Origin of the sequence: Edaphobacter sp. 12200R-103, assembly GCF_010093025.1 — a bacterium.
GTDB lineage: Bacteria > Acidobacteriota > Terriglobia > Terriglobales > Acidobacteriaceae > Edaphobacter.
This window is the reverse complement of the sequence record NZ_CP048114.1, coordinates 2,355,196-2,380,999: the sequence shown is the minus strand read 5'-3', so window position 1 is coordinate 2,380,999 and position 25,804 is coordinate 2,355,196. Positions and strand designations below refer to the sequence as shown.

General features: G+C 59.8%; 21 protein-coding genes. 9 read left to right on the top strand and 12 right to left on the bottom strand.

Features of this window, described 5'->3' with window-relative positions; translation table 11 throughout:
* Window positions 1-20 precede the first annotated feature (20 nt).
* Window positions 21-3,059, bottom strand: coding sequence for a formate dehydrogenase subunit alpha (gene fdhF, locus GWR55_RS09915; RefSeq protein WP_162402129.1), 3,039 nt, complete (start codon window positions 3,057-3,059; stop codon window positions 21-23).
* Window positions 3,060-3,145: 86 nt separating this feature from the next.
* Here fdhF and GWR55_RS09910 point away from each other — a divergent pair, with 86 nt between their 5' ends.
* Window positions 3,146-4,072: a DUF72 domain-containing protein gene (locus tag GWR55_RS09910; RefSeq protein ID WP_162402128.1), complete on the top strand. Its 927-nt coding sequence runs from the start codon at window positions 3,146-3,148 to the stop codon at window positions 4,070-4,072.
* Here GWR55_RS09910 and GWR55_RS09905 read toward each other — a convergent pair.
* The 3 genes from GWR55_RS09905 to GWR55_RS09895 are packed head-to-tail and all read right to left on the bottom strand — an operon-like array spanning window position 4,030 to window position 8,069.
* The gene (locus tag GWR55_RS09905) at window positions 4,030-5,325 is read right to left on the bottom strand and encodes an NAD(P)/FAD-dependent oxidoreductase (RefSeq protein ID WP_162402127.1); all 1,296 of its coding nucleotides are present in this window, start codon (window positions 5,323-5,325) and stop codon (window positions 4,030-4,032) included. The two genes, GWR55_RS09910 and GWR55_RS09905, sit on opposite strands and share 43 nt — an antisense overlap.
* A complete protein-coding gene (gene pelA, locus GWR55_RS09900) occupies window positions 5,322-6,641 on the bottom strand; it encodes a pectate lyase (RefSeq protein WP_162402126.1) in 1,320 nt (439 codons plus the stop codon). Before pelA ends, GWR55_RS09905 begins: the two co-directional genes overlap by 4 nt.
* 42 nt (window positions 6,642-6,683) lie before the next feature.
* Window positions 6,684-8,069: a CCA tRNA nucleotidyltransferase gene (locus GWR55_RS09895; protein ID WP_162402125.1), complete on the bottom strand. Its 1,386-nt coding sequence runs from the start codon at window positions 8,067-8,069 to the stop codon at window positions 6,684-6,686.
* Between the two features lie 22 nt (window positions 8,070-8,091).
* Here GWR55_RS09895 and tsaD point away from each other — a divergent pair, with 22 nt between their 5' ends.
* The 7 genes from tsaD to pqqE all read left to right on the top strand — a co-directional run bounded on the left by tsaD (window position 8,092) and on the right by pqqE (window position 14,380).
* Entirely contained in the window at window positions 8,092-9,264 is a 1,173-nt protein-coding gene (tsaD, locus tag GWR55_RS09890) for a tRNA (adenosine(37)-N6)-threonylcarbamoyltransferase complex transferase subunit TsaD (RefSeq protein WP_162402124.1), read from the top strand.
* 398 nt (window positions 9,265-9,662) lie between these two features.
* A complete protein-coding gene (cysS, locus tag GWR55_RS09885) occupies window positions 9,663-11,135 on the top strand; it encodes a cysteine--tRNA ligase (RefSeq protein WP_238398770.1) in 1,473 nt (490 codons plus the stop codon).
* A gap of 129 nt (window positions 11,136-11,264) precedes the next feature.
* A complete protein-coding gene (pqqA, locus tag GWR55_RS19575) occupies window positions 11,265-11,345 on the top strand; it encodes a pyrroloquinoline quinone precursor peptide PqqA (RefSeq protein ID WP_162403884.1) in 81 nt (26 codons plus the stop codon).
* A gap of 3 nt (window positions 11,346-11,348) precedes the next feature.
* On the top strand, window positions 11,349-12,260 hold the full coding sequence (gene pqqB, locus GWR55_RS09875) for a pyrroloquinoline quinone biosynthesis protein PqqB (protein ID WP_162402122.1): 912 nt from the start codon (window positions 11,349-11,351) through the stop codon (window positions 12,258-12,260).
* A complete protein-coding gene (pqqC, locus tag GWR55_RS09870; RefSeq protein WP_238398315.1) occupies window positions 12,242-13,012 on the top strand; it encodes a pyrroloquinoline-quinone synthase PqqC in 771 nt (256 codons plus the stop codon). Before pqqB ends, pqqC begins: the two co-directional genes overlap by 19 nt.
* A 19-nt stretch (window positions 13,013-13,031) precedes the next feature.
* On the top strand, window positions 13,032-13,298 hold the full coding sequence (pqqD, locus tag GWR55_RS09865; RefSeq protein WP_162402121.1) for a pyrroloquinoline quinone biosynthesis peptide chaperone PqqD: 267 nt from the start codon (window positions 13,032-13,034) through the stop codon (window positions 13,296-13,298).
* Window positions 13,295-14,380 (top strand): pyrroloquinoline quinone biosynthesis protein PqqE, encoded by a 1,086-nt coding sequence (pqqE, locus tag GWR55_RS09860; RefSeq protein ID WP_162402120.1) that lies wholly within the window; start codon window positions 13,295-13,297, stop codon window positions 14,378-14,380. The genes pqqD and pqqE overlap by 4 nt, the downstream gene beginning before the upstream one ends.
* 101 nt (window positions 14,381-14,481) lie before the next feature.
* Here pqqE and GWR55_RS09855 read toward each other — a convergent pair whose 3' ends face one another.
* The 3 genes from GWR55_RS09855 to GWR55_RS09845 form a co-directional block, all read right to left on the bottom strand.
* Entirely contained in the window at window positions 14,482-14,925 is a 444-nt protein-coding gene (locus GWR55_RS09855) for a MerC domain-containing protein (protein ID WP_162402119.1), read from the bottom strand.
* Between the two features lie 84 nt (window positions 14,926-15,009).
* Window positions 15,010-17,736, bottom strand: a complete 2,727-nt coding sequence (locus tag GWR55_RS09850) for a TonB-dependent receptor (RefSeq protein WP_162402118.1) — start codon at window positions 17,734-17,736, stop codon at window positions 15,010-15,012.
* 107 nt (window positions 17,737-17,843) lie between these two features.
* Window positions 17,844-18,194 (bottom strand): hypothetical protein, encoded by a 351-nt coding sequence (locus GWR55_RS09845; RefSeq protein WP_162402117.1) that lies wholly within the window; start codon window positions 18,192-18,194, stop codon window positions 17,844-17,846.
* 118 nt (window positions 18,195-18,312) lie between these two features.
* Between GWR55_RS09845 and GWR55_RS09840 the strand changes: the two genes are divergently transcribed.
* Window positions 18,313-19,398, top strand: coding sequence for a hypothetical protein (locus tag GWR55_RS09840; RefSeq protein ID WP_162402116.1), 1,086 nt, complete (start codon window positions 18,313-18,315; stop codon window positions 19,396-19,398).
* 4 nt (window positions 19,399-19,402) lie between these two features.
* Here GWR55_RS09840 and GWR55_RS09835 read toward each other — a convergent pair whose 3' ends face one another.
* The 5 genes from GWR55_RS09835 to GWR55_RS09815 all read right to left on the bottom strand — a co-directional run bounded on the left by GWR55_RS09835 (window position 19,403) and on the right by GWR55_RS09815 (window position 25,720).
* Window positions 19,403-20,482 carry a sensor domain-containing diguanylate cyclase gene (locus GWR55_RS09835; protein ID WP_238398314.1) on the bottom strand — a complete coding sequence of 360 codons (1,080 nt, stop codon included), beginning with the start codon at window positions 20,480-20,482 and terminating at the stop codon, window positions 19,403-19,405.
* Window positions 20,483-20,576: 94 nt separating this feature from the next.
* Complete coding sequence (gene moaA, locus GWR55_RS09830; protein ID WP_162402115.1) at window positions 20,577-21,671, bottom strand: GTP 3',8-cyclase MoaA; 1,095 nt, start codon at window positions 21,669-21,671, stop codon at window positions 20,577-20,579.
* Window positions 21,672-21,963: 292 nt separating this feature from the next.
* Entirely contained in the window at window positions 21,964-22,950 is a 987-nt protein-coding gene (locus GWR55_RS09825) for an electron transfer flavoprotein subunit alpha/FixB family protein (protein WP_162402114.1), read from the bottom strand.
* On the bottom strand, window positions 22,947-23,714 hold the full coding sequence (locus GWR55_RS09820; protein ID WP_162402113.1) for an electron transfer flavoprotein subunit beta/FixA family protein: 768 nt from the start codon (window positions 23,712-23,714) through the stop codon (window positions 22,947-22,949). The genes GWR55_RS09825 and GWR55_RS09820 overlap by 4 nt, the downstream gene beginning before the upstream one ends.
* On the bottom strand, window positions 23,711-25,720 hold the full coding sequence (locus GWR55_RS09815) for a (Fe-S)-binding protein (protein WP_238398313.1): 2,010 nt from the start codon (window positions 25,718-25,720) through the stop codon (window positions 23,711-23,713). Before GWR55_RS09815 ends, GWR55_RS09820 begins: the two co-directional genes overlap by 4 nt.
* Window positions 25,721-25,804 lie beyond the last annotated feature (84 nt).

Genomic DNA, 25,804 nt, shown 5'->3' with positions numbered 1-25,804 from the left:
GCAATCAACTGCGGCAACCCTTAAACTCTCGTCGTCTCGATCTGCACCAGGCGGTCGCTCTCTTTCGTTCCAGGTAGATAGTAGTCCGGACGGGCCCACTTGCGCTCAATCTCCACGCCATTCTGCGGAGTCCGCTTGCCGAAGCGGAAGTTTCCACGCGGCAGCGGTCCCTTGTTCTGCTGTGCAGACTGATTGGGGAGAATGGTCATGCTGACGGCGGCCTCCTTGTACGCCGGGGTGTGCGTCGTTCGATCGGTATGGCTGCCGGTGAGGCGATTAACCGGTTCGTCGACGGAGTTCAAAGGCATATAGAGCTGTTTGCCCTGAACGCGGTCGGTGACCAGAGCCTGAACGCGCACCTCGCCGTAAGGAGAGCGAAGCCGGACATGACAACCTGTGGTGATTCCACGCTCACTGGCGAGTTCCGGCGAGACTTCTACGAAGTTATCCGGCGTCATGGCGTGGATGCCCGGGGTTCGACGCGTCATGGAACCCTGTTCGAAGTGTTCGAGAAGGCGGCCGTTATTGAGGTGCAGGTCAAAGGTCTCGTTTCGCTCCTCCGACGGAGGAATGTATTGGATGGGATAAAACCGCGCCTTTCCATCCGGGAAGTGGAACTTGTCTTTGAAGAGCAGGGGGGTGTCCGTTCCATCGGCGGCTACCGGCCACTGCAGGCTCCTGAAGCCCTCGAGATGCTCATAGGTGACGCCGGCAAAGAGAGGCGTTACCGAAGCAATCTCGTCCATGACGTCGGAGGGGTGTTTGTACTTCCAGTTCGCCCCAAGTCGGTTGGCGATCAATTGAAGGATCTCCCAGTCTGCTTTGGATTCCCCGAGGGGTTCGAGGGCCTTGTAGATGCGCTGAATGCGGCGCTCGGTCGAGACGAAGGTGCCGTCCTTCTCAAGCGAGGCCGCGGCGGGCAGCACGAGATCGGCGTAGCGGCAGGTCTCGGAGAAGTTGATGTCCTGAACGACAAAAAAGTCCAGCCGCGAGAATGCCTCCGCAACATAGTTGGCGTTGGAGTCGGAGGTGATGGTGTCTTCGCCCTTGATGTAGAGGACCTTCAGCGATCCCTCGATGATGGCGTCGATCATCTGGTGGTTGTCCTTGCCGGGCCGGGTGGGCAGGGTCACTCCCCAGGCTGCTTCAAACTTCGCCCGAACCTCCTCGTCATCGACCTTCTGGTAGCCGGAGTAGACGTTTGGCATGGAGCCGAAGTCGCTTGCTCCCTGCACGTTGTTATGTCCGCGTAGAGGATAGGCTCCGGCTGCGGGTCGCATGTAGTTGCCGGTCAGCAGAAGGAGATTGGAGATGGCGGTCGCGGTATCGGAGCCTCCGGTGTGTTGGGTGACGCCCATGGCGAAGAGGATGCAGACGCCGTCGGCCGCGGCGATCTCGTTGGCGACCGTGACGAGGGTATCGCGCGGGATCCCGGCGATGCGCTCGGTGTACTCCAGAGTGAAGGGTTCCAGAGACTTCTTGAATTCATCGAAATGATGAACCCACTTGTTAATGAACTCAGCGTTATGGAGATTCTGATCGAGGATGTATTTTGCGACGCCATTCAGCCAGACTGCGTCGGTCGAAGGATTGGGCCGCATGAAGATATCGGCGCGCTCAGCCATCTCGTGCCGGCGCAGGTCGGCGACGATGAGGCGTTGGCCACGGAACTTGTGCGAGCGTTTGACCCGTGTAGCAAGGACGGGATGATTTTCGGCTGGGTTGGCTCCAATGATGACGACGAGCCCCGCACGCTCGATGTCGGCGATGGAACCGGAATCTGCGCCATAGCCGACGGTGCGCTGCAGTCCGGTAGTCGCAGGGTTCTGGCAGTAGCGCGCGCAGTTGTCGATATTGTTGGTTCCAATCACGGCGCGCGCGAGTTTCTGCATCAGGTAGCTCTCTTCGTTGGTGCACTTGGAAGAGGCGATAAAGGCGAGCGCGTCGGGGCCGTGCTTCTGCTGGGCCTCGGTGAATTTCTGCTGGATCAGATCGAGGGCCTCGTCCCAGGAGATCTCAACGAAGCTGTCTCCCTTACGCAGCAGGGGCTTTACAAGGCGGTCGTCGGAGTTGATATGGCCCCAGGCGAACTTGCCCTTGATGCAGGTGGAGATGCCGTTCGCAGGGCCGTGCGTGGGTTCCATCTTCAGGATGTGCCGGTCGCGGGTCCAGACCTCGAAGCTGCAGCCCACCGCGCAATAGGTGCAGACAGTCTTGGTGCGCTTCACGCGGGCATGGCGCATCTCCGATTCGATGTCGGACAGGGCCAGGATAGGGCCGTAACCAATCGGAGGTTCGATTGCTTTGACCACGTCGATCATCTCATCCAACACGTTCGAAGGAAGGTTGGTGAGATAGCCGGCATGACCGAGCATGGATTTTTCCATCAGTGCATTGCACGGGCAGACGTTGACGCAATGGCCGCAGGAGACGCACGAGGAGCCGTCGATCCTTTCTCCGCCGTCCCATAGCACGCGCGGATGCTCGCTCTCCCAATTGATTGTCAGGGTCTCGTTGACCTGGACGTTCTGGCAGGCTTCGACGCATCGACCGCAGAGAATGCACTGGTCCGGGTCGTAACGGTAGAAGGCATTGGAGTGGTCCTGCGGGTAGGGCTTGCGGGTGAAGGGCCGGGCCTGATGTTTCACATCCAGCACTGCAGTGGTGTTATGGATGGTGCAGTTCTGGTTGTTGTTGTCGCAGACCGTGCAGTAGAGATCGTGATTCTGGAGAATACGATCGAAGGCTTCGCGCTGGGCGATGTCGACTGCTATTCCTGCAGTGACGACGTTCATCCCTGCCGTGATACGGTTCCCGCAGGCGCGGGTCAATTGACCGTCTACCTCGACCATGCAGGTATCGCAGCTTTCGATCGGTCCCATCTGTGGCAAATAACACACCTGCGGCAGCGGCTTCTGCCGGTTCTCGCTGCGATAGTCATTGATCAGGTCAATCAGAAAATCGCCTGCACGGGCAGGAACCGAGACGCCATCGAGCGTGATCTGGGTATCAGACGTGCGGTCACGGGGCGTATTGAGCAGGGGGCGTGGGACGTCCATATTTGGTGAGATGCTACACCATAAATGCACGTTGCTGATACGTGACGGTTACGCACGACGCTCCTGAATCCGCATCCAATTCGGACATGAATAAAGCCGTGCGCGCAGAACAGCCCCTTGGGCGCATCAGGATCGGGATCTCCGGCTGGCGGTATGCCGGGTGGCGTGGCGTCTTCTATCCCAAAGGACTGCAGCAGCGGAGGGAGCTGGAGTTTGCAGCGCAAAGCTTCGATACGGTAGAGATCAACGGGACCTTCTACTCCCTGCAACATCCAAAGAGCTTTTCAGATTGGGCCGCACAGACTCCGGATGGCTTTATGTTTTCGGTCAAGGGATCGCGTTTCATCACGCACATGCTCAAACTGAAGGAGGTTCAGATCCCACTGGCGAACTTCTTCGGAAGCGGAGTCTTGCGGTTGGGTACGAAACTGGGGCCTTTCCTCTGGCAGTTCTCTCCGCAGATGCGTTTTGATCCCGCGCGTTTTGAAGCCTTCTTTCGCCTGCTGCCACGGTCGCATCGCGAGGCTGCTGCACTGATGCGGAGACATGCGGAACGCCTTCGGGAAGATCCAGGGTTTCGGGTACGAAAGGACGCTCCGCTACGTCATTGTGTGGAGATTCGCGATGAGAGCTTCGCGGTCCCGGAGTTTATCGATCTGTTGCGCGAACATGACGTCGGACTTGTGATAGCAGATACGGTGGAGTGGCCGCTGCTGATGGACGTTAGCTCCGATTTCGTTTATTGCCGCCTGCACGGATCGGAGGTGCTCTACGCCAGCGGATACGAGGGCGTCGCGATGGAGGAGTGGGCGCAGCGTGTCGTCACATGGGCTTGTGGGGAGCAGGCCGAGGGCCGATGTGTCCACAGCAGTCGCGCCTGCGTTACGCCGCGCGATGTCTACGTCTACTTCGATAACGACGCGAAGGTACGGGCGCCATTCGATGCAGCCGCGCTACGCAAGCGAGTCGATCAGTTACTGGCGATGGGGCAGGAAGAGCGATCGAGGATCTGATCTGCCGCGCGCAATCCCGAACGGACAGCGGCATGAACTGTGCCCCAGTTTGCGGTGATATCGGTGTGCTCCCCGGCAAAGAACAGCGTGTCTTCGACGGGTTCTGAGAGCTGATGGGAAGCGTCCAGCCCTCCGACGCCTACGTAGCTGTAAGCGCCCAGGGCGAATGGATCGCTGCTCCAGTTGTGCGCATAGCAGCCTAGCAAAAGTTTGTGAACTTCTGTGAACGCCATCGAAAAGGTCTTTGCGAGGACCATGCAGGCCCGCTCTGCTAATTCTTTATTAGAAAGTCGCGACAAGGATGCGGAGCGTGGACCCCCGACCCAGCCTGTCAGTAGCGCGGTCGGATGCGGATGCGTGGTCCACCAGACGGGAGGCATCTCGCCAAAGCTGAAGAGGAAGCTCAGGTCCTCGATGGGGGATGGCGAAAGTGTCTTCCAGAACGGCTCTCGGAACTGCAGCGTGAAGCGGAGAGCGTGTCCCATCCGCATCCGGGATGCGGCAAGGAAGATCTGCTCGGGCCGGGGTGTAATTGCTACTTCTTCCGCTTGAAGAACTCCCAGTGGCAGAGTCACGACTGCACTTGACGCCGTGAACGTTCTCTCGCCGGCAGTCACACGTATCGCCGACCTGCTCCAGCGAATCTCGCGAACAGGAAGATTGAGGTAAATGTGCCCGCCGAGCGCCTCGGTACGGCTGGCGAGATATTGCACCAGCCGATCGTAACCGCCGGGCAGCGAAAAGGCTCGATCGCCTTCGATGGAGTCCTCGGCCTTCTGCTGCGCTCCGAGTGCTGCCGCGCTGATCTGTGCAGCATCGGCTGCGTTGAAGCCCTCGACAAAGTTTGTGAGGGACACCTTCCGGGATTCGTCTACCTCGATCGTGGAGAGATATTGGGCGAAGCTGACATCGGGCTCGGGGGGATTCGTCAGCTTTTCGAGCAGTTCAAAGTCCGCAGTCGGCGTGTCGCACCGCTCCAGTACGCCATTGCGAAAACATCCACTGCTTCCGTTCCGCTCGTAGAGGTCGGCGCCCGTCTCTGCGATGAGGGCCAGAAGCTCCGGCGGGCGCCCGTGCACGAACTCGGCTCCCAACTCGATGGCCTCGTCTGCAACATGATGAGTAAAGATGCGCCCGCCGACGCGTTCACGCGCCTCAACGACAGTGACCTTTCGTCCCGCTTCTGCGAGTCTGCGTGCGGCCGTAAGGCCGGCGATGCCGGCCCCGATGATCAGAATCTCATTGTCGATCATTGAACCTTAGATGCATGGGCTGCCGGAAGATGCTCTTTCTCCCAGGAGGTATAGGCGTCCAGCACTCCCTGCGGGCTGCTGCCGTACCACTGGTATCCGTTCCTTCGTTCCGCGGAGAGATCGGCAACATCATCGTGCAGGGTCTTGTCGCGATCTCCGAAGATGGGCCGCTCCGTCTCGATGGAGTAGTCGCGTGCCCACAAGGGACCAGCGCCGGAGGCCGGCGAAAGGTGGCGTCCACCGGGAGTATCGCGCCCTCCGGACCACTCCTCGCCGTAGATCGCATTTGCTCGAAACCATGCAACTCCTGCCTGAACTGCTGCGAGCACTCGCGGAGATGGAGTGGAAAGATGCATCAGGTACAGCAGCAAGTGGGCGCTTTCTCCTGTGGCCAGCGCGGCAGGCTCGTAGTTGCGGGCCGTGGTGGGGGCAAGCGTCAGTGCATCATGCTGCTGGGCCCAGATCGTCAGTCTGCCGTGGCTGCGGACCTGCGTGGCCAGAATGCAGTCGAGGGCCTGTCGTACTGCCGCCGCGGACTGCCGGCGAAGTTCGACAGGCACAAAAGTGTAGGGCGGCTGGCCGGTAGAGACATCCCGGAGAACCTCGGCAGCCTCTGTCACCGCATCATCGTTGTAGGTAATGGCATCGTGATACCCGCCTTCGAGTGGCCACACCTGCGGCCAGCCTCCGTTTGGGAACTGTGCCGCCAGAAGGTAGTGAATCCCCCTCAGGATGCTGGCGCGGTATGCCTCTGCGTGGGTGGGATTCGTTGCAGCGACCATTGCGAGAAACCGAATCTCGGTTGTGGTGGCGTCGTTATCGAGTGTGCCGACGTAGTTCCAGTCGGGATCGCGTGGGGTGTCGAAGTCCTCCGGCGAAGGATGCTTGTTCAGGTTGTCCGGCGCATAGCTTTGGCCCTTCAGGCGCTTTGGTCCGGTCATGTCGAGGTTCTTACTCCATCCACCTGCGGGCGTCTGAAAGCTGACGATGACATCGGCGATATGCTGCGCTTCAGCGGAGCCATACCACGCGGATGGTTTGTTGAGCGGCATGCTTCGAGCGGCGCTACTCTCTTTGGGAAGAGGCGGAACAGGAACACCCGGCTTGCGCTCGGCGGCAAGTTGCGTCCGATCCGTTTGCATCTGCCGCTGCGAGCGATGGAGATATTCGGTCCAGGCCGCGCGGCTTCCAGGTAGAAGCTGGGCGATGCGAGCCTCCGTAATAGACTCAGCCGGTTTGCTGGACCCGATGACTGCGGCAGGCAGCGAGGGACATAGCAGCAGCGCCAGGACGAAAGGACGAAAAGAAAGATGCATATCTAAAGGATGGACGAAGGCGGAGGTGCAGAAGACGCTCACCTATTTTGCAGGCGCACCGAAACGATCCCGCACCAAGCGGAGAGCCTCGGCAGAGGTGTGGACCTCGCCTTCCAGTTGCGCGTCCTCCGCGGCTTCCAGCATCTTTTTGAAACGAGGTCCGGGGGCATATCCCGCTGCGATCAATTCCCTCCCGGTGAGCAGAAGCTTCGGCTGGATGGACTCCGGCGGGGTGTTCTCGTATCTCTCTTTTGCAAACTCGTAGAGACTCAGGTCACCGTGAGAGGAAAGACAGTCCATGCGATGCAGAGCAAGATGCTCGCCGAACTCCGGCAGGCGCAGAAAACGCTTGAGCGTGGCTTCGCGCATATGCGGCACGTCGCCAAAGCGCATGTGATTCTTCACAAGGGCCGTGATCTGGGCAGTATCTTCGTTTGAAAAACGCAGCCGCGAGAGGATCTCTTCCGAGATGCGAACCCCCACCTCGACGTGCCCGTTGAAGCGAATTCTGTCCTTCGGGTTGTTCGGATCGGGCGCGCGAAAGGTCGCAGGCTTGCCGACGTCGTGAAGCAACGCTCCCCAGGCCAGGGTGGCGGATGCACTCGCGGGCAGCTTTTCCAGCAGAAGCAACGTATGGATCCAGACGTCGCCCTCAGGGTGGTACTCCGGTGGCTGCTGAACGCCGTGCAGCTTTGTGATCTCGGGGAGGATATGTGGGAGCAGTCCCAACTGGTCGAGCAGCTCGAATCCACGGCGGGCGTTGCCTTCTGTAAGGATCAGGGTCAGCTCATCGCGAATGCGCTCCGGACTGACGACGTTGATCTGGCCGGCGAGTTGATGGATGGCGGCTGCCGTAGCGGGTTCGATGGTGAACCCCAGCCGTGCGGCGAAGCGAACCGCGCGCAGCATGCGCAGCTTGTCTTCTGTAAAACGCAGGCTGGGATCGCCGATGGCGCGGACGATCTTTGCATCCAGGTCGTCCCGCCCGCCGACGAAGTCCAGCGTCGCCTGGGCCGCATCTCCGGTGCGATCGTAGATCTCCGGATCGAGCAGCATGCCGTTGATGGTGAAGTCGCGGCGGCGAACATCTTCGCGGGCGTCGGTCGAGAAACGCACGGAGTCGGGGCGCCGGCCGTCGCTGTAGACGCCGTCGTTGCGAAACGTGGCAATTTCCGTTGCAGCGTCGTCGGGCTCGCAGACGAGCACCACTCCGAAGTGCGCCCCAACGGTCAGGGCCTTCTTTTTAGGAAAGAGGGACAGCACCACATCGGGAGTTGCGGAAGTGGCGACGTCGTAGTCCTTTGGCGCAACCCCCAGCAGAAGATCGCGCACGCAACCGCCGGCCAGATAGGCCTGGTGGCCTGCAGCGCGTAGGGTTTTCGCGATGTTGCGCGCTGCAAGGTACTGCGGGTTTTCAGATGTGGCCATCCTGCTCCCCTATGATAAAGACATGCGCGTGAATGAGCGGGACGTGAAGCAGACCGGCCTGATCCTGGGGATCGAGAGCTCCTGTGACGAAACGGCAGCAGCGGTCGTCCGCGCCGGAGGCGATGCGTTGTCGAACATCGTCGCCTCGCAGATGAACCTGCATGCCAACTATGGTGGCGTCGTGCCCGAGTTGGCCTCGCGTGAGCATCTCAGGAACGTGGTTCCGGTGGTTCGCGCTGCCATGAAGCAGGCGCAGGTGAGCTTCGACGATCTTGACGCCATCGCTGTCACGGAAGGTCCGGGGTTGGCTGGCGCGCTGCTGGTAGGAATCACCTATGCAAAGGCGCTGAGCTTCGGCCTGGGTAAGCCGCTGATCGGGGTGAACCACCTCGAGGGACACATCCACGCCGTGCTGATGGAGGCTCGCCAGTCCGGGGCAGCCTCCATGGAACTGCCGCTGCTCGCTCTGGTGGTCTCGGGCGGACACACCCATCTGTACCTGGCCAATGTTGGAGAAGAGGGCGCTTGGAGCTACCGCAATGTGGGCCGCACCGTGGATGACGCAGCGGGGGAGGCCTACGACAAGGTCGCCAAGCTGCTGGGCCTGGGTTACCCCGGAGGTCCCTGGATCGATTCACTGGCGAAAAAAGGAAATCCTGACGCTGTCGCTTTCCGTTTCAGCAGGATCAAACCCCGAGGGCACCGGGAGGGAGGCCCGGCAGACGAGGTCCGCTTCGACTTCTCCTTCAGCGGCATCAAGACGGCGGTGCTGCGCTATATCGAGACCCACGGGATGCGTGAGCATGTGGAAGCCCGCCGCAGGGAGCTGGCGCAACACCCTGAGTGGGGGCCGCGATCGGAAGAAGCCGCGTTGTTGTGCGATTCCGAGACGCTGAACCTGATTGCGTCGTTTCAACACGCCGTCGTCGGCAACCTGCTTCGCCAGACCTTCGCTGCCGCCGAGACCTTCGGGGCCAGGGGCATCGTCGTCTCAGGAGGCGTCGCGGCGAACAGTGAACTGCGTCGGCGGTTCCAGGCGGAGGCAGACAGGCGAGGACTGCCCATCGCGTTTCCGTCGGTTGCACTATCCACCGATAACGCCGCGATGATTGCGGCGGCAGCATGGCCAAAGTTTGTTACAGGTAAATTTGCTCCGGACACTCTCGGCGCGACCCCGCAGCTTCGTCTGGGCTGAATGAGGAAGCCCTTCGCCTTAGAGCGACTCACGTCTCCTTTGACGGTTCACCAGAGGTGTCATCCTGAGCGAAACTTCTCGCGGTTTTATCGCGAGGAGCGGAGTCGAAGGATCCGCGGTTTGCCAGCCTCAGCGACGATCCTGGACCGCAGATCCTTCGACTCCGCACTGGTGCGCTTCGCTCAGGATGACACTCCCCGGAGGCTGCAATGATTGCATAATTCAAATCAGTTGCAGTGCGTCCCCGGGCAGCCGCGACAGGGAATTGCGACACGTATGTGGATACCCCTGAGCCGAGTGGCGGGTATCGGCTAAAATCAACAGGGAAAACTCTAAACGAGAGGTCTGCACCGCGCCGCGAGCTCGCGTGCGGCAGGATGAAAGCGCACGTGGCAACGATGGAACTCTTCAATACCTTGGGCGGCAAAATCGAGACACTGGAACCGGTCGGCGCACCTGAGATGCGGATGTACTGCTGCGGTCCGACGGTCTACGACTATGGCCACATCGGCAACTTCCGCACCTTCCTACATGTCGATGTCCTGCGGCGTTTTCTGCGCCAGCAGGGAGTGACGCTCAAGTTCGTCATGAACATCACCGACGTCGACGACAAGATCATCCGCAATGCCTCTGCCGCGGGAAAGAACATCGCAGACTACACCGGCAAGTATGAGAAGGCGTTCTTCGAGGACTCCGATGCGTTGGGAATTCTGCGACCGGAGATCGTTGCCCACGCGACCAGCTGCATTCCCGACATGGTGGCGCTGATCCAGAAACTTGCCGAGCAGGACATCGCCTACCAGGCCGAAGACGGAAGCTGGTACTTCCGCATCGCTCGCTTTCCGGGGTACGGCAAGCTCTCCCGCAAGGACTTCGAGGGGATCGAAGACGGCGCCCGCGTCGATGTGGACGAATACGAAAAAGATGCTGCGCGCGATTTTGCCCTGTGGAAGGCCTCGAAGCCCGGCGAACAGAGCTGGAACACCGAGCTGGGATGCGGCAGGCCGGGCTGGCACATTGAGTGCTCGGCCATGGCGACGAAGTTTCTGGGCGAATCCTTCGATCTGCACTGCGGCGGCGAAGACCTGATGTTTCCGCATCACGAGAACGAGATCGCCCAGTCGGAGTCAGCCACTGGTCATCCCTTCGCTCGTCACTGGATGCATGTGCGCTTCCTCCTTGTGGAAGGCCGCAAGATGTCGAAGTCCGAGGGGAACTTCTATACCCTGCGTGATTTGTTGTTGAAGGGCTATCGTGCCTCGGCCATCCGTTTTCTTCTGATCTCGGTGCCGTACCGCCATCAGATGAACTTCACCTTCGAGTCGCTGCTGGAGTCGACCAACGCAATCGACCGGCTCCGGACCTTCCATCAACGCATGCTGAAAGGCGGATTTCCCGAAGGCCTGGATGAATTGCTTGCAGCAACTACCGCCAAAGCAGAGCAGGGGTACACGGCTTCGCTAGCCAATGATCTGAATACCGCAGAGGCTCGTGCCGCCATCTTTGAGCTGGTGCGGACGGCAAACTCGGCTGCGGATGCAGGCACACTTCGCGCCGGTAACGTGCAGCAGATTCTGCGCGTTCTGGACCTCTTCGACGGCGTGTTTGCCGTCCTCAAGGACAACGATGCGGAGATCACCCGTTCCGCCCTGGCCTGGGCAGAGCAGGAGGGCCGCCTGTCAGAGGCCGCACCTGAGCTGCTGGCCAAACTTTCTCTCTCCGATGCAGAGATAGAGGGGCTAGTTACAGAACGAACCCAGGCCAAAAAAGCGCGGAACTTTGCACGTGCCGATGCCATCCGTAACGAATTGATTGCAAAGGGGATTTTGATCGAGGATTCGAAGGATGGGGTTCGCTGGCGCCGAAAGTAATTGTCCGCCGGTCAGACCAGCTAACCACTTTCGTTCCCAGGAGTCCTTAAACTCAGATACAATTCCCGGTACCAAACGGGTGGGGGGAAACTCGCTGTTTGGTATCTAAAGAACAGGAGATGTTTGCACATGAAGACCTGGATCCGTCCTGACTTTCAAGAAGTTTGCCTCGCTTGTGAGATCAACTGCTACGCCCCTGCAGAACGCTAAAGAATGTTTCTGTTCAAGATGCTGGGGACTGCCGCCGGCGGTGGCGTTCCCCAGTGGAACTGTGCCTGCCGGCTCTGTGAGCTGAGCAGGACAAACCCCCGGGCTGTGCCGCCCCGGCTTCAGCTTCAGGCCATTGCGTCTGGAGACGGGCAAAGCTGGTACCTTCTGAACGCCTCTCCCGACCTCCGGGTCCAGATCGAGGCTAATCCTGAGTTACAACCAGGTTCCCGATTCGGACGGCGTAATACGCCAATCGCTGGCATTGTGCTGACCACGGCCGATCTCGACCAGGTGCTGGGTGTATTGCTGCTGCGCGAGTTTCAGCCCCTGACAATCTATGCGACCAGGCTGGTCCGCAAGACCCTTGAGTCGAACTCCTTCTTCCGCATGCTTCACCGGGTTCCCGACCAGCTCACCTGGGTCGAGATCGTACCCGGCCAGAGCTTCTTCCTCGGAGATTCTGGAATTACCTGCACCCCTATCCCGCTCGAAGGCTCGCTGCCGTTTTATGCCCGCGAGATGAATACAGGAGAGAAGGGGCAGGCCAGCCTTGGACTGGTATTGGAGAAAGAGGGACGCAGAATCGCCTACACGCCTGCTTTGCCGGAGATCACGGACGAACTGCGCGAGATCTACAGAACCTGCGACACGGTCCTGGTGGATGGGACTTTCTGGAGCGATGCCGAGTTGAGCCGCACGCACTCCGGTACTCCGCTCGCGCGGTCCATCGGCCATGTGCCTCTTAGCGGTGACGATGGAACCATCGCTTTATTGAAGGACATAGACTTTCCACGCAGGGTCTTCGTCCATATCAATAACACCAATCCCATCCTCGACACCGGCAGCGCGGAGTACAAAGCGGTGCTGGCAGCCGGATGGCAGATAGCTCACGACGGATGGCAACTGGATTCATGACGACGACCGCAGTAGATACAGAGACGACGCTTCTCTCGCGCCAGGAACTGCGCGACCGCCTGCAGGCAGTGGGAGACAGCCGCTATCACCATCGCCACCCTTTTCACTTGCGCATGCACAAGGGCGAGCTCACACGCGGCCAGCTGCAGGCCTGGGCGCTGAATCGGTACTACTACCAGAGCCGCATCCCTATCAAAGACTCCCTGATCCTTGCCAAGAGCGATGACCCCGCCTTCCGCCGCGCATGGCGTAAGCGCATCCTGGACCATGATGGCGACCAGGACGGCTACGGCGGCATTGAGAAATGGATTCAGCTCGCCGAAGCTGCCGGGTTAGCACGTAAGCAGGTCATCCCGTGCAGCGGCGTTCTTCCCGGCGTTCGTTACGCCGTCGACGCTTATCTTGCGCTCGTGCGCGACAGCTCGCTGCTGGTGGCTGTGGCATCCTCGCTGACGGAGCTGTTCTCGCGCGACCTGATCTCTCTGCGCATGGATCAGATGCGCATTCACTATCCGTACCTCGTGCCCGGCCTGGCGTATTTCGAAGGACGCCTCACCCAGGCCCCAGAAGACGCTACCTTCGCCTTTGACTACGTTGCGGAGCATGCAAAGACGCGCCAGGAGCAGGAGCAGGTGATCGGCGCGCTCGAGGCCAAATGCGCCATCCTGTGGGCTCAGCTCGACGCCATCGACTACGCCTACGTCTCGCCCGGCAACATTCCTCCGGGAGCATTTGTTCCCGCGTGTGACTGATTCAAAAAGGACTCTGCAGATGGAACTGAACTCAATACCGCGGCTGGCGCCCGGGTGCCGCCTGCACCCGACAGACGGCGTTCTACTGATCCCTGAGGGAACCCTCAACCTGACAGGACCTTCGCGGGAGATTCTCGCCATGCTGGACGGCAAACGGACTATAAGCGATGTTGTCGCGGCACTGGTTCAGCAGTATGAGGGCGTCGATGAGAGGGAGATCGGCGACGACGTTCTCAGCCTGCTGAATCGTCTCGAGCAGCGGGGAGTCTTAAGAGAAGGAGTATGACTTCGCCATCTTCCATCCCGACACCACGCTCACCGCTGTCGCTCATCGCCGAGGTGACGCACCGCTGTCCTCTGCACTGCCTCTACTGCTCGAACCCCATCGAGATGCAGCGTGCGGAGACGGAGCTTGCGACCGAGGACTGGAGCCGCGTCTTCCAGCAGGCCGCGCAGATGGGCGTTCTGCACCTGCATCTGACGGGCGGTGAGCCGCTGGCCCGCAGGGACCTCCCGGAGCTGATTCGCGCAGGCCGCGAGGCTGGCCTCTACGTCAACATGATCACCTCGGGCGTGGGCCTGACGGAAGAGCGCCTTGCAGGACTGGTGGAAGCCGGGCTCGAGCACCTGCAGCTCTCCTTTCAGGACATCGAAGAGGCATCTGCGAATCACATCGCGGGCACGCGTGCTCACGCCATCAAGCTGGCGCTGGTGCCGGTTCTGAAGCGTTATCCCCTGGCCTTCACGATCAACCTCGTCGTCCATCGCATGAATCTCGATCATCTGGAGGAGTTCATTGCGCTGGCGGAGGATCTCCACCCGGATCGCCTTGAGATCGCGCACGTACAGTACTACGGCTGGGCCCTGAAGAACCGTGCTCTGCTGATGCCGACGGAAGAGCAGGTGGAGCGCTCCATCCCCATCGTGGAAGCAGCGAAACAGAGACTACGAGGCAAGATCCACGTCGAGGCCGTCTTTCCGGACTACTTCGGCAGCTTCCCCAAGGCGTGTGTCGGCGGATGGGGCCGCCAGATGATGTTGATCGATCCGGCCGGTCAGGCGCTCCCGTGCCACTCTGCTGCCATCATTCCCGGCATGGTCTTCGATAATGTCCGCGATCACAGTCTCGAATGGATCTGGAGGTGTTCCTCCGCGTTCCAGCGCTTCCGCGGAGACGAGTGGATGTCGCCCACCTGCCGTTCCTGTGAGCGTAAGGAAAAGGACTTCGGGGGCTGCCGCTGCCAGGCGTTCCTGATGACAGGCGATCCGAACGCGATCGATCCGGTCTGCAGCCTCAGCCCGCACCATGATCTGCTGAAAGACCTTCGCGTCTCAGACCCGGAGGTCCTTCCCATCTGGCGCGGTTGAAGAAATCGACTGCCAACGAGCTCCCCTCCAAACGCGTTCAAAACGCCGTCATCCTTCGCTCCGTTCAGGATGACGGGGCGAAGGATGACGAATCGGAAAGTTTACAGCTTCGTCGTCTCGCACGCGACAGAATGCTCGCACTGTTTGCACTGTCTACAGAAGGTGCGATTGAGCAGGTGCGCTCCGATGAGCATCAGTGAGCCCGGGATGCTGAGTAGAAGCTCGCGCGCAACACCGAGCCTCTCGTTCTGCCACGCGACGATGAGAACAAGCGTCATCCCGAAGCCGATCATCACGAGTAGCGACCGGCGACGATGAAGCTGGTATCCGGGGATGAACGCCAGCGCTCCCAGAAGCACAATTCCAACCGCCAGAGCACGGTGAAAGCCGGCATCACCGGGAAGATAGGGAATCAGCCCCGGAAAGAGGCTGACCATCAACGGTGTCAGCAGGCAGTGAATCAGGCAGACGCCTGAGGCTGTAGCACCGGCAACATCGGCGTGATGGCGCAGGTATGCGCGAGATGAGGTAACGCTGCTTCCCATCGGTTCTTCTTTCTTTTTGAGATTTAAGTGGCCTGAAAGAAACAGGACGCGGCAGAGCCTCTCTGGCCGCGTCCTGCAAGGGAGTTAGAAGTTGTAGCTGATCTCTCCGGTGAGGGTGCGAGGTGTTACGTAGTGCGTTCCCGAGAAGGTTGAAAGGAAGTTGTAGAGAGCGTACTTGTTTGTAACGTTGACGGCGGTAACACGCAGGCCAACCCTGTGCTTGTCGCCATGGAAGAGATTATCTTCGCCCAGCGCAATATCGAAGAGGTTTCGTGGCTGAATGCGAGACGGGTTATGGTCGTCGTTTCCCATGTTCGCTGTGGGAATGTGCAGCAGTGTCGAGGTGAGCTCCGACGCGGGGCAGAGGCCCGGCAATCCTGACGTCGGTGTCGCTGCCACGCCGTTGCAGGCCAGGCCTGCCTGGAACTGCTGATCTGCGGTCAGGCTGCTGAGATTGATTGCGGGTTGACCGTTGATTGTCAGCGGATCGCCGTTGTTGTCGAAGGAGAAGGCTGCGCAGCCGCTGTTGGGATCGTTGACGTTGTAGCAGGGCGTGGCGCCCGCAACCAGGCCGCTGTCGTAGCGCCAGTTAAATCCAACCCAGGTGCTCTTGCGGAAGGGAAGCGTGTACTGCAGGTGGGTCGTCTCGTTGAAGCGCTCGTCATGGTCGATCCGGAAGGGATAACCCGTCGGTGAACCGATGGTTGCACCGACGCCGCCGATCTGTGGGTTGAAGAAGCGGGCCGCAACCGACGACATGACAACGAAGGCGCTGATGCCATGCGTCTCCGGAACATTGGCTCGGAGAGCGAAACCCGAGATCTTCGAGTTATGCCACTCGATGGGAAAGGTAATGGGAGTCGCACCGAAGACGCTGAAGTCGAAGGCGTTGTGAGTGTACTTCCAGAGATACTCTCCACTGACGACCAGATGACGGCCAAAGGCCTGCTGAAGGCCGGAGTGAAATTCGTTGCGAAATCCAGGATTGAATGGTGCAGGATTACAGTCGCCGAGCGTGAGGAAGATGCCCTGAAGGACAGGGTCATGGCAGCCGTTTGTGGAAAGAACGAGGTTCTCGTTGAAGGGGGTCTCCTGCGCGCGCGCATAGGAAGCGCGAAGAACGGTATTGGTTCGCTTGATGTTGTAGGAGATGCCGACGCGGGGCTCCGCCTGCCGCTGCACCGAAAGACCGTTGTAGAAGTCGCCGCGGATGCCGAGATTGAGCAGCCACGGACCCTTTGTGATCTGATCCTGCGCATAGAGTGCCAGTTGCTTCACATCCGTGCGGCCATGCCAGGCGTAGTTGCTGCCTCCACGCGTAAGGTCGTGGGGAAGTAGAACTGGGTTGAAGGCAACGTTTGCAGCCAGTCCTGCGCCATCGCACTGTGATGGATCGTTGAACCCGTTGACCGGGTTGCCGTCGGCATCCACGCAGGGCGCGTTCAGTGCAGGATCGACCAGGCCCGTGGTCAGATTCTCGCGAAGGAAGGTCTGCTGATACATCCCTCCGACCTTGATGTTGTGAATCCCTTTTACCCACGTGATATCGGAGTGAACTCCGGTATTCGTAAGCGTGCGGTACTGCTGTACCGTCTCCTGTTGAATGGGGCCGAGGTCCGCCAGGGGATTGTTGCTGGGATAGTAGTTGTAGGCATCGCGGCGAACGTAGGCGCCGAAGTTGAGCACTGTGTTCTGATCGATCAGGTGCGTCCAGGAGGGTGCGATGTTGAAGGTCTCGATCTTGGATCGCTGATCGGCATCGCCGACGGGATTGCCAAACTGGTCCAGCACGTTCATCTGGTCGTAGGAGTTTGGGGTCTGGAACCAGGAGCGGGTGTACTGCAGGTTCGTATGAATCGAATCCCCGTCCTTGAACTGGAAATCGACCCGGTCGAAGATGTTCTGCTGGTTGCCCTTATCGTGCAGGGTCTGGAACTCGGGGCCATCGAGAAAGCGTCCCGAGTTCATACCGCTGACTGCAACAAAGTTGCCCCAGTTCTGCTTGCCGTAGGCAACATTCCCATCCAGGGTCGTGGTCCCGAAGGTGCCATAGTCCAGGGCGATGCTCCCGTGCGGAGTCGTCACACCTTGCCCGGAGCGTGTCGTAGCCTTGATGATGAGGCTGGTCTTGTCGCCGTACTCCGCCGTGGGCGCTCCTCCAATCACCTCAAGTGATTGGACTGCGTCGGCTGGAAGCTGATTGGAGAAGACCTTGCTCTGCTGATCGGTGATGGGCTGGCCATCGACAGAGAAGGAGTTTTCGGCGTGATCTCCCAGGCCGTGAAACAGACCGTTGGAATCGGCGGTGACACCAGGGGATGATAGCGTCACGATCGAGCTGAGCGAGGACGACTGGCTCTCGAGCGGCATGCGATCGATGACAGCCCGATCGACATCAGTGTGAAAGGTGGAATCATTCTCAATCAGGTCAGCGCCGCCTTCCACCGTGACGGAAGTGGACGCACCCGCAAGAGCGAGTTGAATGGGAACCACGACCGGAACAATCGCGTTCAAATCGACTGATTTGCTGGAGGAACCGAATCCATCGGCTGTGACCGTGATCCGATAGGGATTGAACGGAACATTATAAAAGTGGAACTGGCCCGAAGAGTCGCTCGTCGCGGTGCGCGTATAACCACTGACATGATTGGCAATCTGGACCTTAGCGCCCGGAACGACGGCGCCGCTGGGATCCGTTACTGTTCCGGAGACGCTGCCGGAGTTGCTCTGAAACGCATACGCGCCTGGGCTGAGACCGGGGATCAGCAAAAAGAAAACAGAAAGAATCCATAAGAAGATGGATTTACGCATGAAAAAAACTCCTGTCGAATCTGAAAGGAAAGTGCAGTTACGACCTGCAAAGACAGGTAAGCGAACTCGTCCGAAAAACTTACGGAAAAATCGGATACCCGCAGGAACTAGGCGTAGTTCTCTGCAGGCGGAGGCCGGCTGGCCATCTCGAAGCGCCACCGGAACACACGGATGGCTTCGGCAGCTACCGAATCCAGTCGTTCCATTGCGATTGTCGGCTCAGGAGCGTAGTGGTTCGGCGGAGCCAGCGCTGAATGCATCGCCACGCACAGCGGGCAATGGTCATCGGGCGACGGGCCGTTATGATGGGGGGCCTGCTTCAGTGCGGAAAACTCAGCGTGCGTATGCGAAATCTGCGCCGTGCTCATCAGGCAGACCGCCACCACGCACACCAGCGCAAGTACCTGCAGCCACCATGGCCTGCGACCCTGCACCCCGAGTTGGTAGATCGTACGCACGAAAGAAGTGTTCCTGTTTTTGTTTAGCACAGCCAGTGCATAATGCCAAAATCCGCCGCCCTTCTGCTCACCGAGGCGTCTAACCAAAACACTGCACTAAACTTGTGGAATCAGGTTTATGGGTGAGACGAAGCGAATCCGCATAAAGTTCCTTCTCCTGCTGTTTTTGGCGGGCACGATGCAGATAACCGGCGCATCGCTCCGTGCTCAGTCTGCTGCGCAGAAGCCGCTTCCGTCTGCCGACACAACCGCACCGCACCGCACCCGGCTTATTCTGAAGGACGGTAGCTACCAGCTCGTAATGAGCTATAAGATCGTCGGCGATCGCGTCCGCTACATCTCCGCAGAGCGCGGTGGCGCCCAGGAGGAGATCCCCGTGGCCCTGGTCGACTTCGAGGCGACCAAACGATGGGAGCGCAGCCACTCTGAATCTCCCGACGCTCAAAATCCTGACGCTCAGAACCCCGGATCCGCGCCCGGCATCGACCCCGAGCTCTTGAAGGAAGAGGCCGACCGCGCCGCGATGACTCCTGAAGTCGCTCCCGATCTGCGGCTTCCCGAACTCGACGATGTCCTCGTTCTCGACACCTTCCAGGGACAGCCTCAGCTGGTGCCTCTGCCTCAGTCCGACGGCGAGCTCAATCGCAATACGGCCCACAACATCCTCAAAGGCATCGTCAATCCGCTTTCCAGCCCGCATCAGCTGGTGCAGCTCAAGGGCGAACGCTCCCTGGTGCAGCTGCACGTCGACCGGCCCGTAATCTACATCCGCCTTGGCGAGGCGGTCGTTCCCGACGGAACCACTCCACTCACCGTCGATACCCATGGAGCTTCGACCGCCATGAAGGATGGCCCTCCTCACGATCCCGCATCCAGTCGCTACGTCATCGTCCGGGCTGACGTCAGAACAGGCTCCCGCGTCGTAGCATCCTTCAAGATCAGCCTGCTCGGCGGAGTTCAACAGATCGAGGATGTCGTCGAAACCACCCCGGAGACCCTTCCCGGAGGCCACTGGATGAAGCTGACGCCGAAGCAGTCCCTCGCCTTCGGCGAATACGCTCTGATGGAGATTCTCTCCGACCGCGAGGTCAATCTGGGAGTCTGGGACTTCGGCGTTCATCCCACTGCGCCTGCAAACCGCGATGCGATTCTTCCGCAGCCAAAGCGCCCTTTCGCTCTCTCGCCGCGCCGCCCTGACCAGTAATCCGCTACCGCACCGAGCGGATGACGCTGGGCTCACGGTTCATCGTCAGCCCTCGTCCCGCCACGGCCACGTTGTCACGCGTCGTCTTGGCCTTGTACATCATCTCGTCCGCGGCGCGAAGGATGGTTGGGACTGTGTTGCCATCCTCCGGGTAGGTTGCCAGGCCAAAGCTGCCCGACAGCTTGAGCGAAAGCCCTGCACCTTCGAGGAACGGATTTCTGCGCAGGTCCTCCCACAACGCCAGTGCAGCCCCTGTACCAGCCGCCTTGCCCATTCCTGGCAACAGGGCGACAAACTCATCGCCGCCGTACCGGAAGGCCGCGTTGGCGGGGCCAAGAGAACGGCGCATCAGGTTTCCCACCTCCGCCAGCAAACGACTGCCGATCAGGTGCCCATGCGTATCGTTGACGGACTTGAAGCGATCGAGGTCCATAAACATCAGGCTGAACTCCTGTCGCTTTGTCACTTCTTCCTCCAGCATCGTGTAAAGATGTCTGGCATTGAACAGCCCGGTGCAATCGTCCGTGATGGTCAGCTCCTGGATCAGCGTCATCGATCGCGCATTCTGAATCGCGATGGCCGCGTAGTCGCACAGGATTCGCAGGAAGGAGATCGAGTATTCGGAGAGCAGATCCAGCTTGCTGTTCAACAGCTGGATCACTCCCAGCGTCTTGTCGCCCGAACGCACAGGAACGCAGGCGATCGACTGGATGTTGAGATCAGGATGCTTGGCCGAAAAAGCCGCCCATTGCGGATCGAGCTTGACGTCCGGTACCACCAGCGGATTGCCTGTGGCCGCTACCCACCCTGCGACGCCCTCGCCCATCGGCACTCGCAGCCCGCGTAGGCTCTCGGAGTTTTCACCCACCGCAATCGCGTAGTACAGCTGGCCGGTCTTTTCATCGACCAGCAGCATAGACCAGCGCTCCGGACCGAAGAACTGGGCCATCTTGTTCATGATAGCGCTCAGAATCTCCTCCAGCTCCAGGCTCGCCGTCAACGCGCGCGCCACATCGTGGAACACCCTCAGGTGATCCAGCTGGCGGCCGTCGACAACCTCGAACTGGCGTCGGTCTTTTAACACAGATCCCTTCAAATCGAACAGTTCTAAAACTCCTTCTTGCGTCCCCGCTCTCCGTGGCGAAGGCTTTTGCTTCAGTGTGCGTCGCTCAAAAAAGCTAACCGCCTATATGGACCATATTTCGTGACGGCTTCTCAAATCCAGGTTCACCGATATGATGGCGTTCTTCTTTCTGGAAGACAACCTGCCGGATATACGTCACCAGTTCGTGATCGGTTCCACCTCGCAACATGCGGCCATAAAGATCATGATCGCTCTGTGAAAACAGGCAGGTGCGCAGCTTGCCGTCCGACGTAATGCGAATGCGGCTGCAGTGACCGCAGAAGGGACGCGAAACCGGTGCGATGATTCCGATTTCTCCCAACCCATCGTCAAAGGTAAACCTCCGTGCGGTCTCGCTTGCCGTATGCAGGGGCAGCTCTACCAGCGGTCGATACGCCTCCAGACGGTCCAGAATCTCGTTCATGGGCACCACTGTCTCCGGCCTCCAGCTGCGGTCCTCTTCCAGCGGCATAAATTCGATAAACCGCACGATTACCTTCTCACGGCGCGAAAACTCCGCAAATGACTCGATCTGGTGATCGTTGAAGCCGCGCAGAAGGACGCAGTTCACCTTGACCGGACCCAGACCTGCCTCTGCCGCCCGGCGGATGCCTGCAAGAACCCGGTTATAGCTCCTGGGAACGCGGGTGATTGCAGAAAAAGTCTCCGGATCGACGGCATCCATACTCACGGTCACCCGGCCAAGGCCAGCCTCTTTCAGGGGCTTCGCCAGACCCTCCAGCAGGTGCCCGTTCGTGGTCAGCGCCAGGTCCAGGGGCTCGCCATCTTCTGTCGGGTTGCCGGACGAATCGAAGGCGGTCCTGAGCGTCGCCAACTCACGAACCATCTCCACCAGGCCGGCTCGCAGCAGGGGTTCGCCCCCGGTCAGGCGAACCTTTTCGATCCCAAGGCCGACCATCAGCCGAACCATCCGCAGGTAGTGCTCAGTAGCCAGCTCACTGTACTGAGCGCCTTCATTTCCCGTCCTGCAGTAGACACACCGGTAGTTGCAGCGGTCAGTCACCGAAAGCCGCAGATCCGTAATGGCGCGCCCAAAACGGTCGCGGAGGCGTTGCTGTCCGGCACGGTCATCCAGTGCCAGACTCTCAGTCTCAGCCCAGGCTGCCGGAGGTGGGGAGATCGTTGCCATGGCCTTCTTCTTCAATATGATTCGATGCATCTGGACAGAAAGCGAAGCAAGGGACACAGAGCGTTCAGTATAGATCGGTCCCCCGGAAAACCCGCAAAAACATCCCCCGGCAGCATCCATCCCGGAACATGCTCATTGCCGCACTCGGTGAGGTGCCACTTTATCGCACTCCGTCCCCCAGGTGTCATCTTGAGCGGAGCCTCTCGCAGCTTTATCGCGAGATGCGGAGTCGAAGGATCTGCGGTTCTCCGAGGGCCTCGAATGCAAACCCGCGCAACGCTACCATCCCGGCTCACGACTTCGCTGCCAGGACCGCCTTCGTCAGCTCCGGGACCACTTCAAACAGGTCCCCCACCACCCCATAGTCCGCGATCTCGAAGATTGGCGCATTTTCATCCTTATTGATCGCCAGAACCGCCTTCGATCCCTTCATTCCCACCAGGTGCTGAATCGCTCCGGAGATTCCCACCGCGACGTACAGCTTGGGGGAGACCGTCTGACCGGAGCTTCCCACCTGGCGCTCCATCGGCAGCCAGCCGTTGTCGCAGATGGGCCGCGAGGCGGCGAGTTCCGCCCCCAGAGCCTGTGCCAGCTCCTCGACCACGGGAAGATTGTCCTGCTCGCCTATACCGCGGCCTACCGACACGATGATGGGAGCAGCCGAAAGATCCACTGTCTGGGACGACTCACGGAAGGGCTCTCCCGGCCTGGTGCGTATCTGGTCGGCTGAGAGCTGCGGGGTGAATGTCTCAGTCGGTGCATTGCCGGGTTCGAGAGTGTCCGCGCGAAACGTTCCTGCCTGGATCGAGACAAAGCACGGACCGGAAGCTGTATGACGATAGTCCGCATTCAGCTTGCCCTGCATCAGCTGACGGACGAAGACCGGAGATCCTCCTTCGCCAGCCTCCCGGAACCCGATTACGTCGCTGATCAGAACCTGCTGGAAGCGGGTCGCCAGTGCCGGAGCATAATCGCGAACCTGGTAGGTATGAGGGAAGAGCACAAAGTCAGGCTGCTCCCGTTGGATCAGCTGCTTCAGCGCCGCAACGTAGCCATCGGCGGTGTAGTTCGCCAGTAGATTGTGCTCGACCGCGAAGACCTTTTTGAGGTTCTTCGAGCGCAGCTCGGGCAGAAGCGGGGAAGAATCCGCTGCCAGTATCGCTGCCGAGCACTCCGAGCCCAGCTTCGCCGCCAGCTGCTGACCCGCTGCAAGCGTCTCGAAGCTCATCCGGTTCCAGGCGCCGCCGCGCTGCTCTACAACGACAAGCACTCCGCTCATAGCACCCTCACCTCAAACTTCAGCTTCTCGACGATCTTTGCGGCAATCTCCTGCGGGGAGCCGGTCAGCATCTCGGTCTTCTTCTGTTTCTCCGGCAGATACACGCGCTCGAGCGACACGGCAGGTCCGCTGGCCGACGTCGCTGCAGGAACGGACTTCAGTTCCTTCGTCTTCGCCTTCTTGATCCCCATCAGCGTGGCATATCGCAGCTTGTTTCCGCCGGACTGCATCGTCAGCAGCGCGGGCAGGGGCATCTCCAGGTGCTGAAACCATCCATCCTCGAGCTCGCGCTTGACCTTCAGGCCGCCGGCGGTGGGCTCGATCTGCATGATGATGGTGGCGTGTGGTATGCCGAGCAACTCGGCAAGCACCACTCCTGTCTGCCCCAGCCCAAGATCGTCGGACTGCAGGCCCGTCAGGATCAGGTCGGGGGATTCGGCCCTGATCGCCTCTGCCAGAATCTGCGCGACGCCGAGCGTATCGCGCGAGCCCGGATCGTCACACTCGATATGGATCGCCCGATCGGCTCCTTTGGCCAGCGCCTCACGCAGGGTGCTCTGCACGCGCTCCGGACCGGCGGAGATGACGACGACCTCTCCCGTCCCTTGCTTCTCCTTGAACTGTAGCGCCTCTTCGAGCGCGTAGGCGTCCGGCTCGTTGATGGTGTAGTTCAGGTCACCCTCTTCGATCCATCGGCCGTCTGCAGCGATGCGAATGGGAGCATCACGTTCCGGCACCTGTTTGATGGCTACGACGATCTTCACTGCGCTCCTCCTGATTCCGGTGACTGGTTTGCTGCTGGTTGCGATGCTGGCAGGGCACGGGCGGTAAGCTGCGCGATATCCAGCAACTGCGGTGGATGCTCTGAGACGGCAGTCAGTGCATCGCGGAACATCGTATTGCAGAAAGGACAGGCGGTAGCGATTATCTGAGCGCCAGTATCCGTTAGTTCTTTGGCGCGGACGTGGCTTACCCGCTCCCCGGCTTCTTCGCCGAGAAAAGCGAGCCCCCCACCTGCTCCGCAGCAGAAGCTACGTTCGCGCGAACGCGAAGCTTCGATTATGAATCCACTTTGTTCGACAATTGTGCGAGGTTCTTCATAGATACCTCTGTATCGTCCGAGGTAACAAGGGTCGTGATATACGATCGATGGAACCTTCCACTTATCCTCAGACAACTGGTCTTTGTGCCGCGCCATGAACTCGGAGTGATGCTCGATCTCTGGCGCGATGCCGAACTCCCTCCAGTCGGTCGCGATGGTGCGCACGCAGTGCGGGCAGATCGTAACGATCTTTTTGACCTTGGCTGCCTCGAAGCTCTTCAGCCCCGCTTCGGCCAGATTCTGGAAGACGAGATCGTTCCCCAGCCGCCGCGCGGGGTCTCCTGTGCACTTCTCCTTTTTGAGGACGCCGAAGTTGGTCCCCAGGTGCTGCATGACCCGGGCGAAGTCGGCGATAATCTCACGGCCTTTCGGGTCGTAGCTCCCCATGCAGCCCAGCCACAGGCAGTACTCCTGGGTGCCATCGAAGATGGGGAAACCCTGTTTCTGAAGGAACTTATCCCTCTCAAGAGAGCTTAGCCCGAGAGCATTGCCGTTCTTTTCGAGGGCGAGAAAGAGCTTCGTCCCGTAGTCGTCCTCCCAGGCTCCGGTATTCGTAGCTCCCCGCCTAAGCCCAACTATTACAGGCACATGCTGAATCCCCACCGGGCACTGGAACTCGCAGCTCCCGCAGGTCGTGCACTCAAAGGCAGCCTCCATGCTCAGATAATTTGCAGGAGGATTGTCCGGAGAAGTGACGGGAGATTCAGTAAGCAGGGGAGAGTCCGATTGAGGCCCGAACCCGTTCAGGTAAGTACGCAGCCCGAGGATGATCTCTTTTGGATTGAGAACCTTGCCGGTTGTTGAGGCGGGGCAGTGCTCCGTGCACCGGCCACACTCCACGCAGCTGTAGGTCTGGAGCGAGATGAGCTGGGTGATATCCTTTCCGGCGACCAGTCCGAAGTCCTCATCTCCCGCTAGAGGAGGGATCTGGGCGTAACCACCGTTCTTAAGGAAGACGGTTACGGGGCTGAGCACCAGGTGAAGGTGCTTCGTGTGAGGAATCAGAGGAAGAAAGACCAAAAGGGTCAGGGTATGGGTCCACCACAGCAGATGGACCGCTGTACTGCCGTCCTGAACGAAAAAGGCCCCCAGGTAACTCACCATGAGGAGGAAGATCAGGAAGGCGATCACGCCGGACTCATAGGAGAGTTTCTGGCCAAGCCAGACTGGCCGGACGAAAAAGCGCCGAATAAAGAGCGCGGTGATCGAGACCGCAACTAACAGTGCCCAGACGGCGGCGAAGAAAAAGTAGAAGCGGCCTGCCGCGCCGGTGGGGGACAGGAATCCCATGCCGAACCCCAGGGCGATGTGGTTCAGGCTGACGAGGGCGAAGGCAAGGAATCCCCAGAAGACGAAGGCGTGGGCCAGACCGGGAAGCGGCCTTTGGCGTATGACCTTCGACTGGCAAAGAACCTCGGAGAAAAAGGTCCAGATGCGCTGGCCGAGAGGGCGCAGCGTGTAGCTTGTGTCCTTCCTGGAGCGCAGGATGATGCTGAGGATGGGGGCGAAGCGCCAGAAGAAGAGTCCGGTGGAGAGAAGAATTCCTACGACTAGAAGGCCTGTCTCGACTGACTTAAATGCGCCGGGCTCCGCAAGGGAGCCCGAGAATCTGAGGTCTTCGTCTGGCAACAGGAGCATGGCGCTCGCGAAGGTAGGGGGTAGAGCCATCGAAGGGAGCTTCCCTGGAATCATCCGAACCTGTCTGCGAACAGGCCGTCGTGAGGACTGGCTGTTCGCTCTTTCGAACAATCT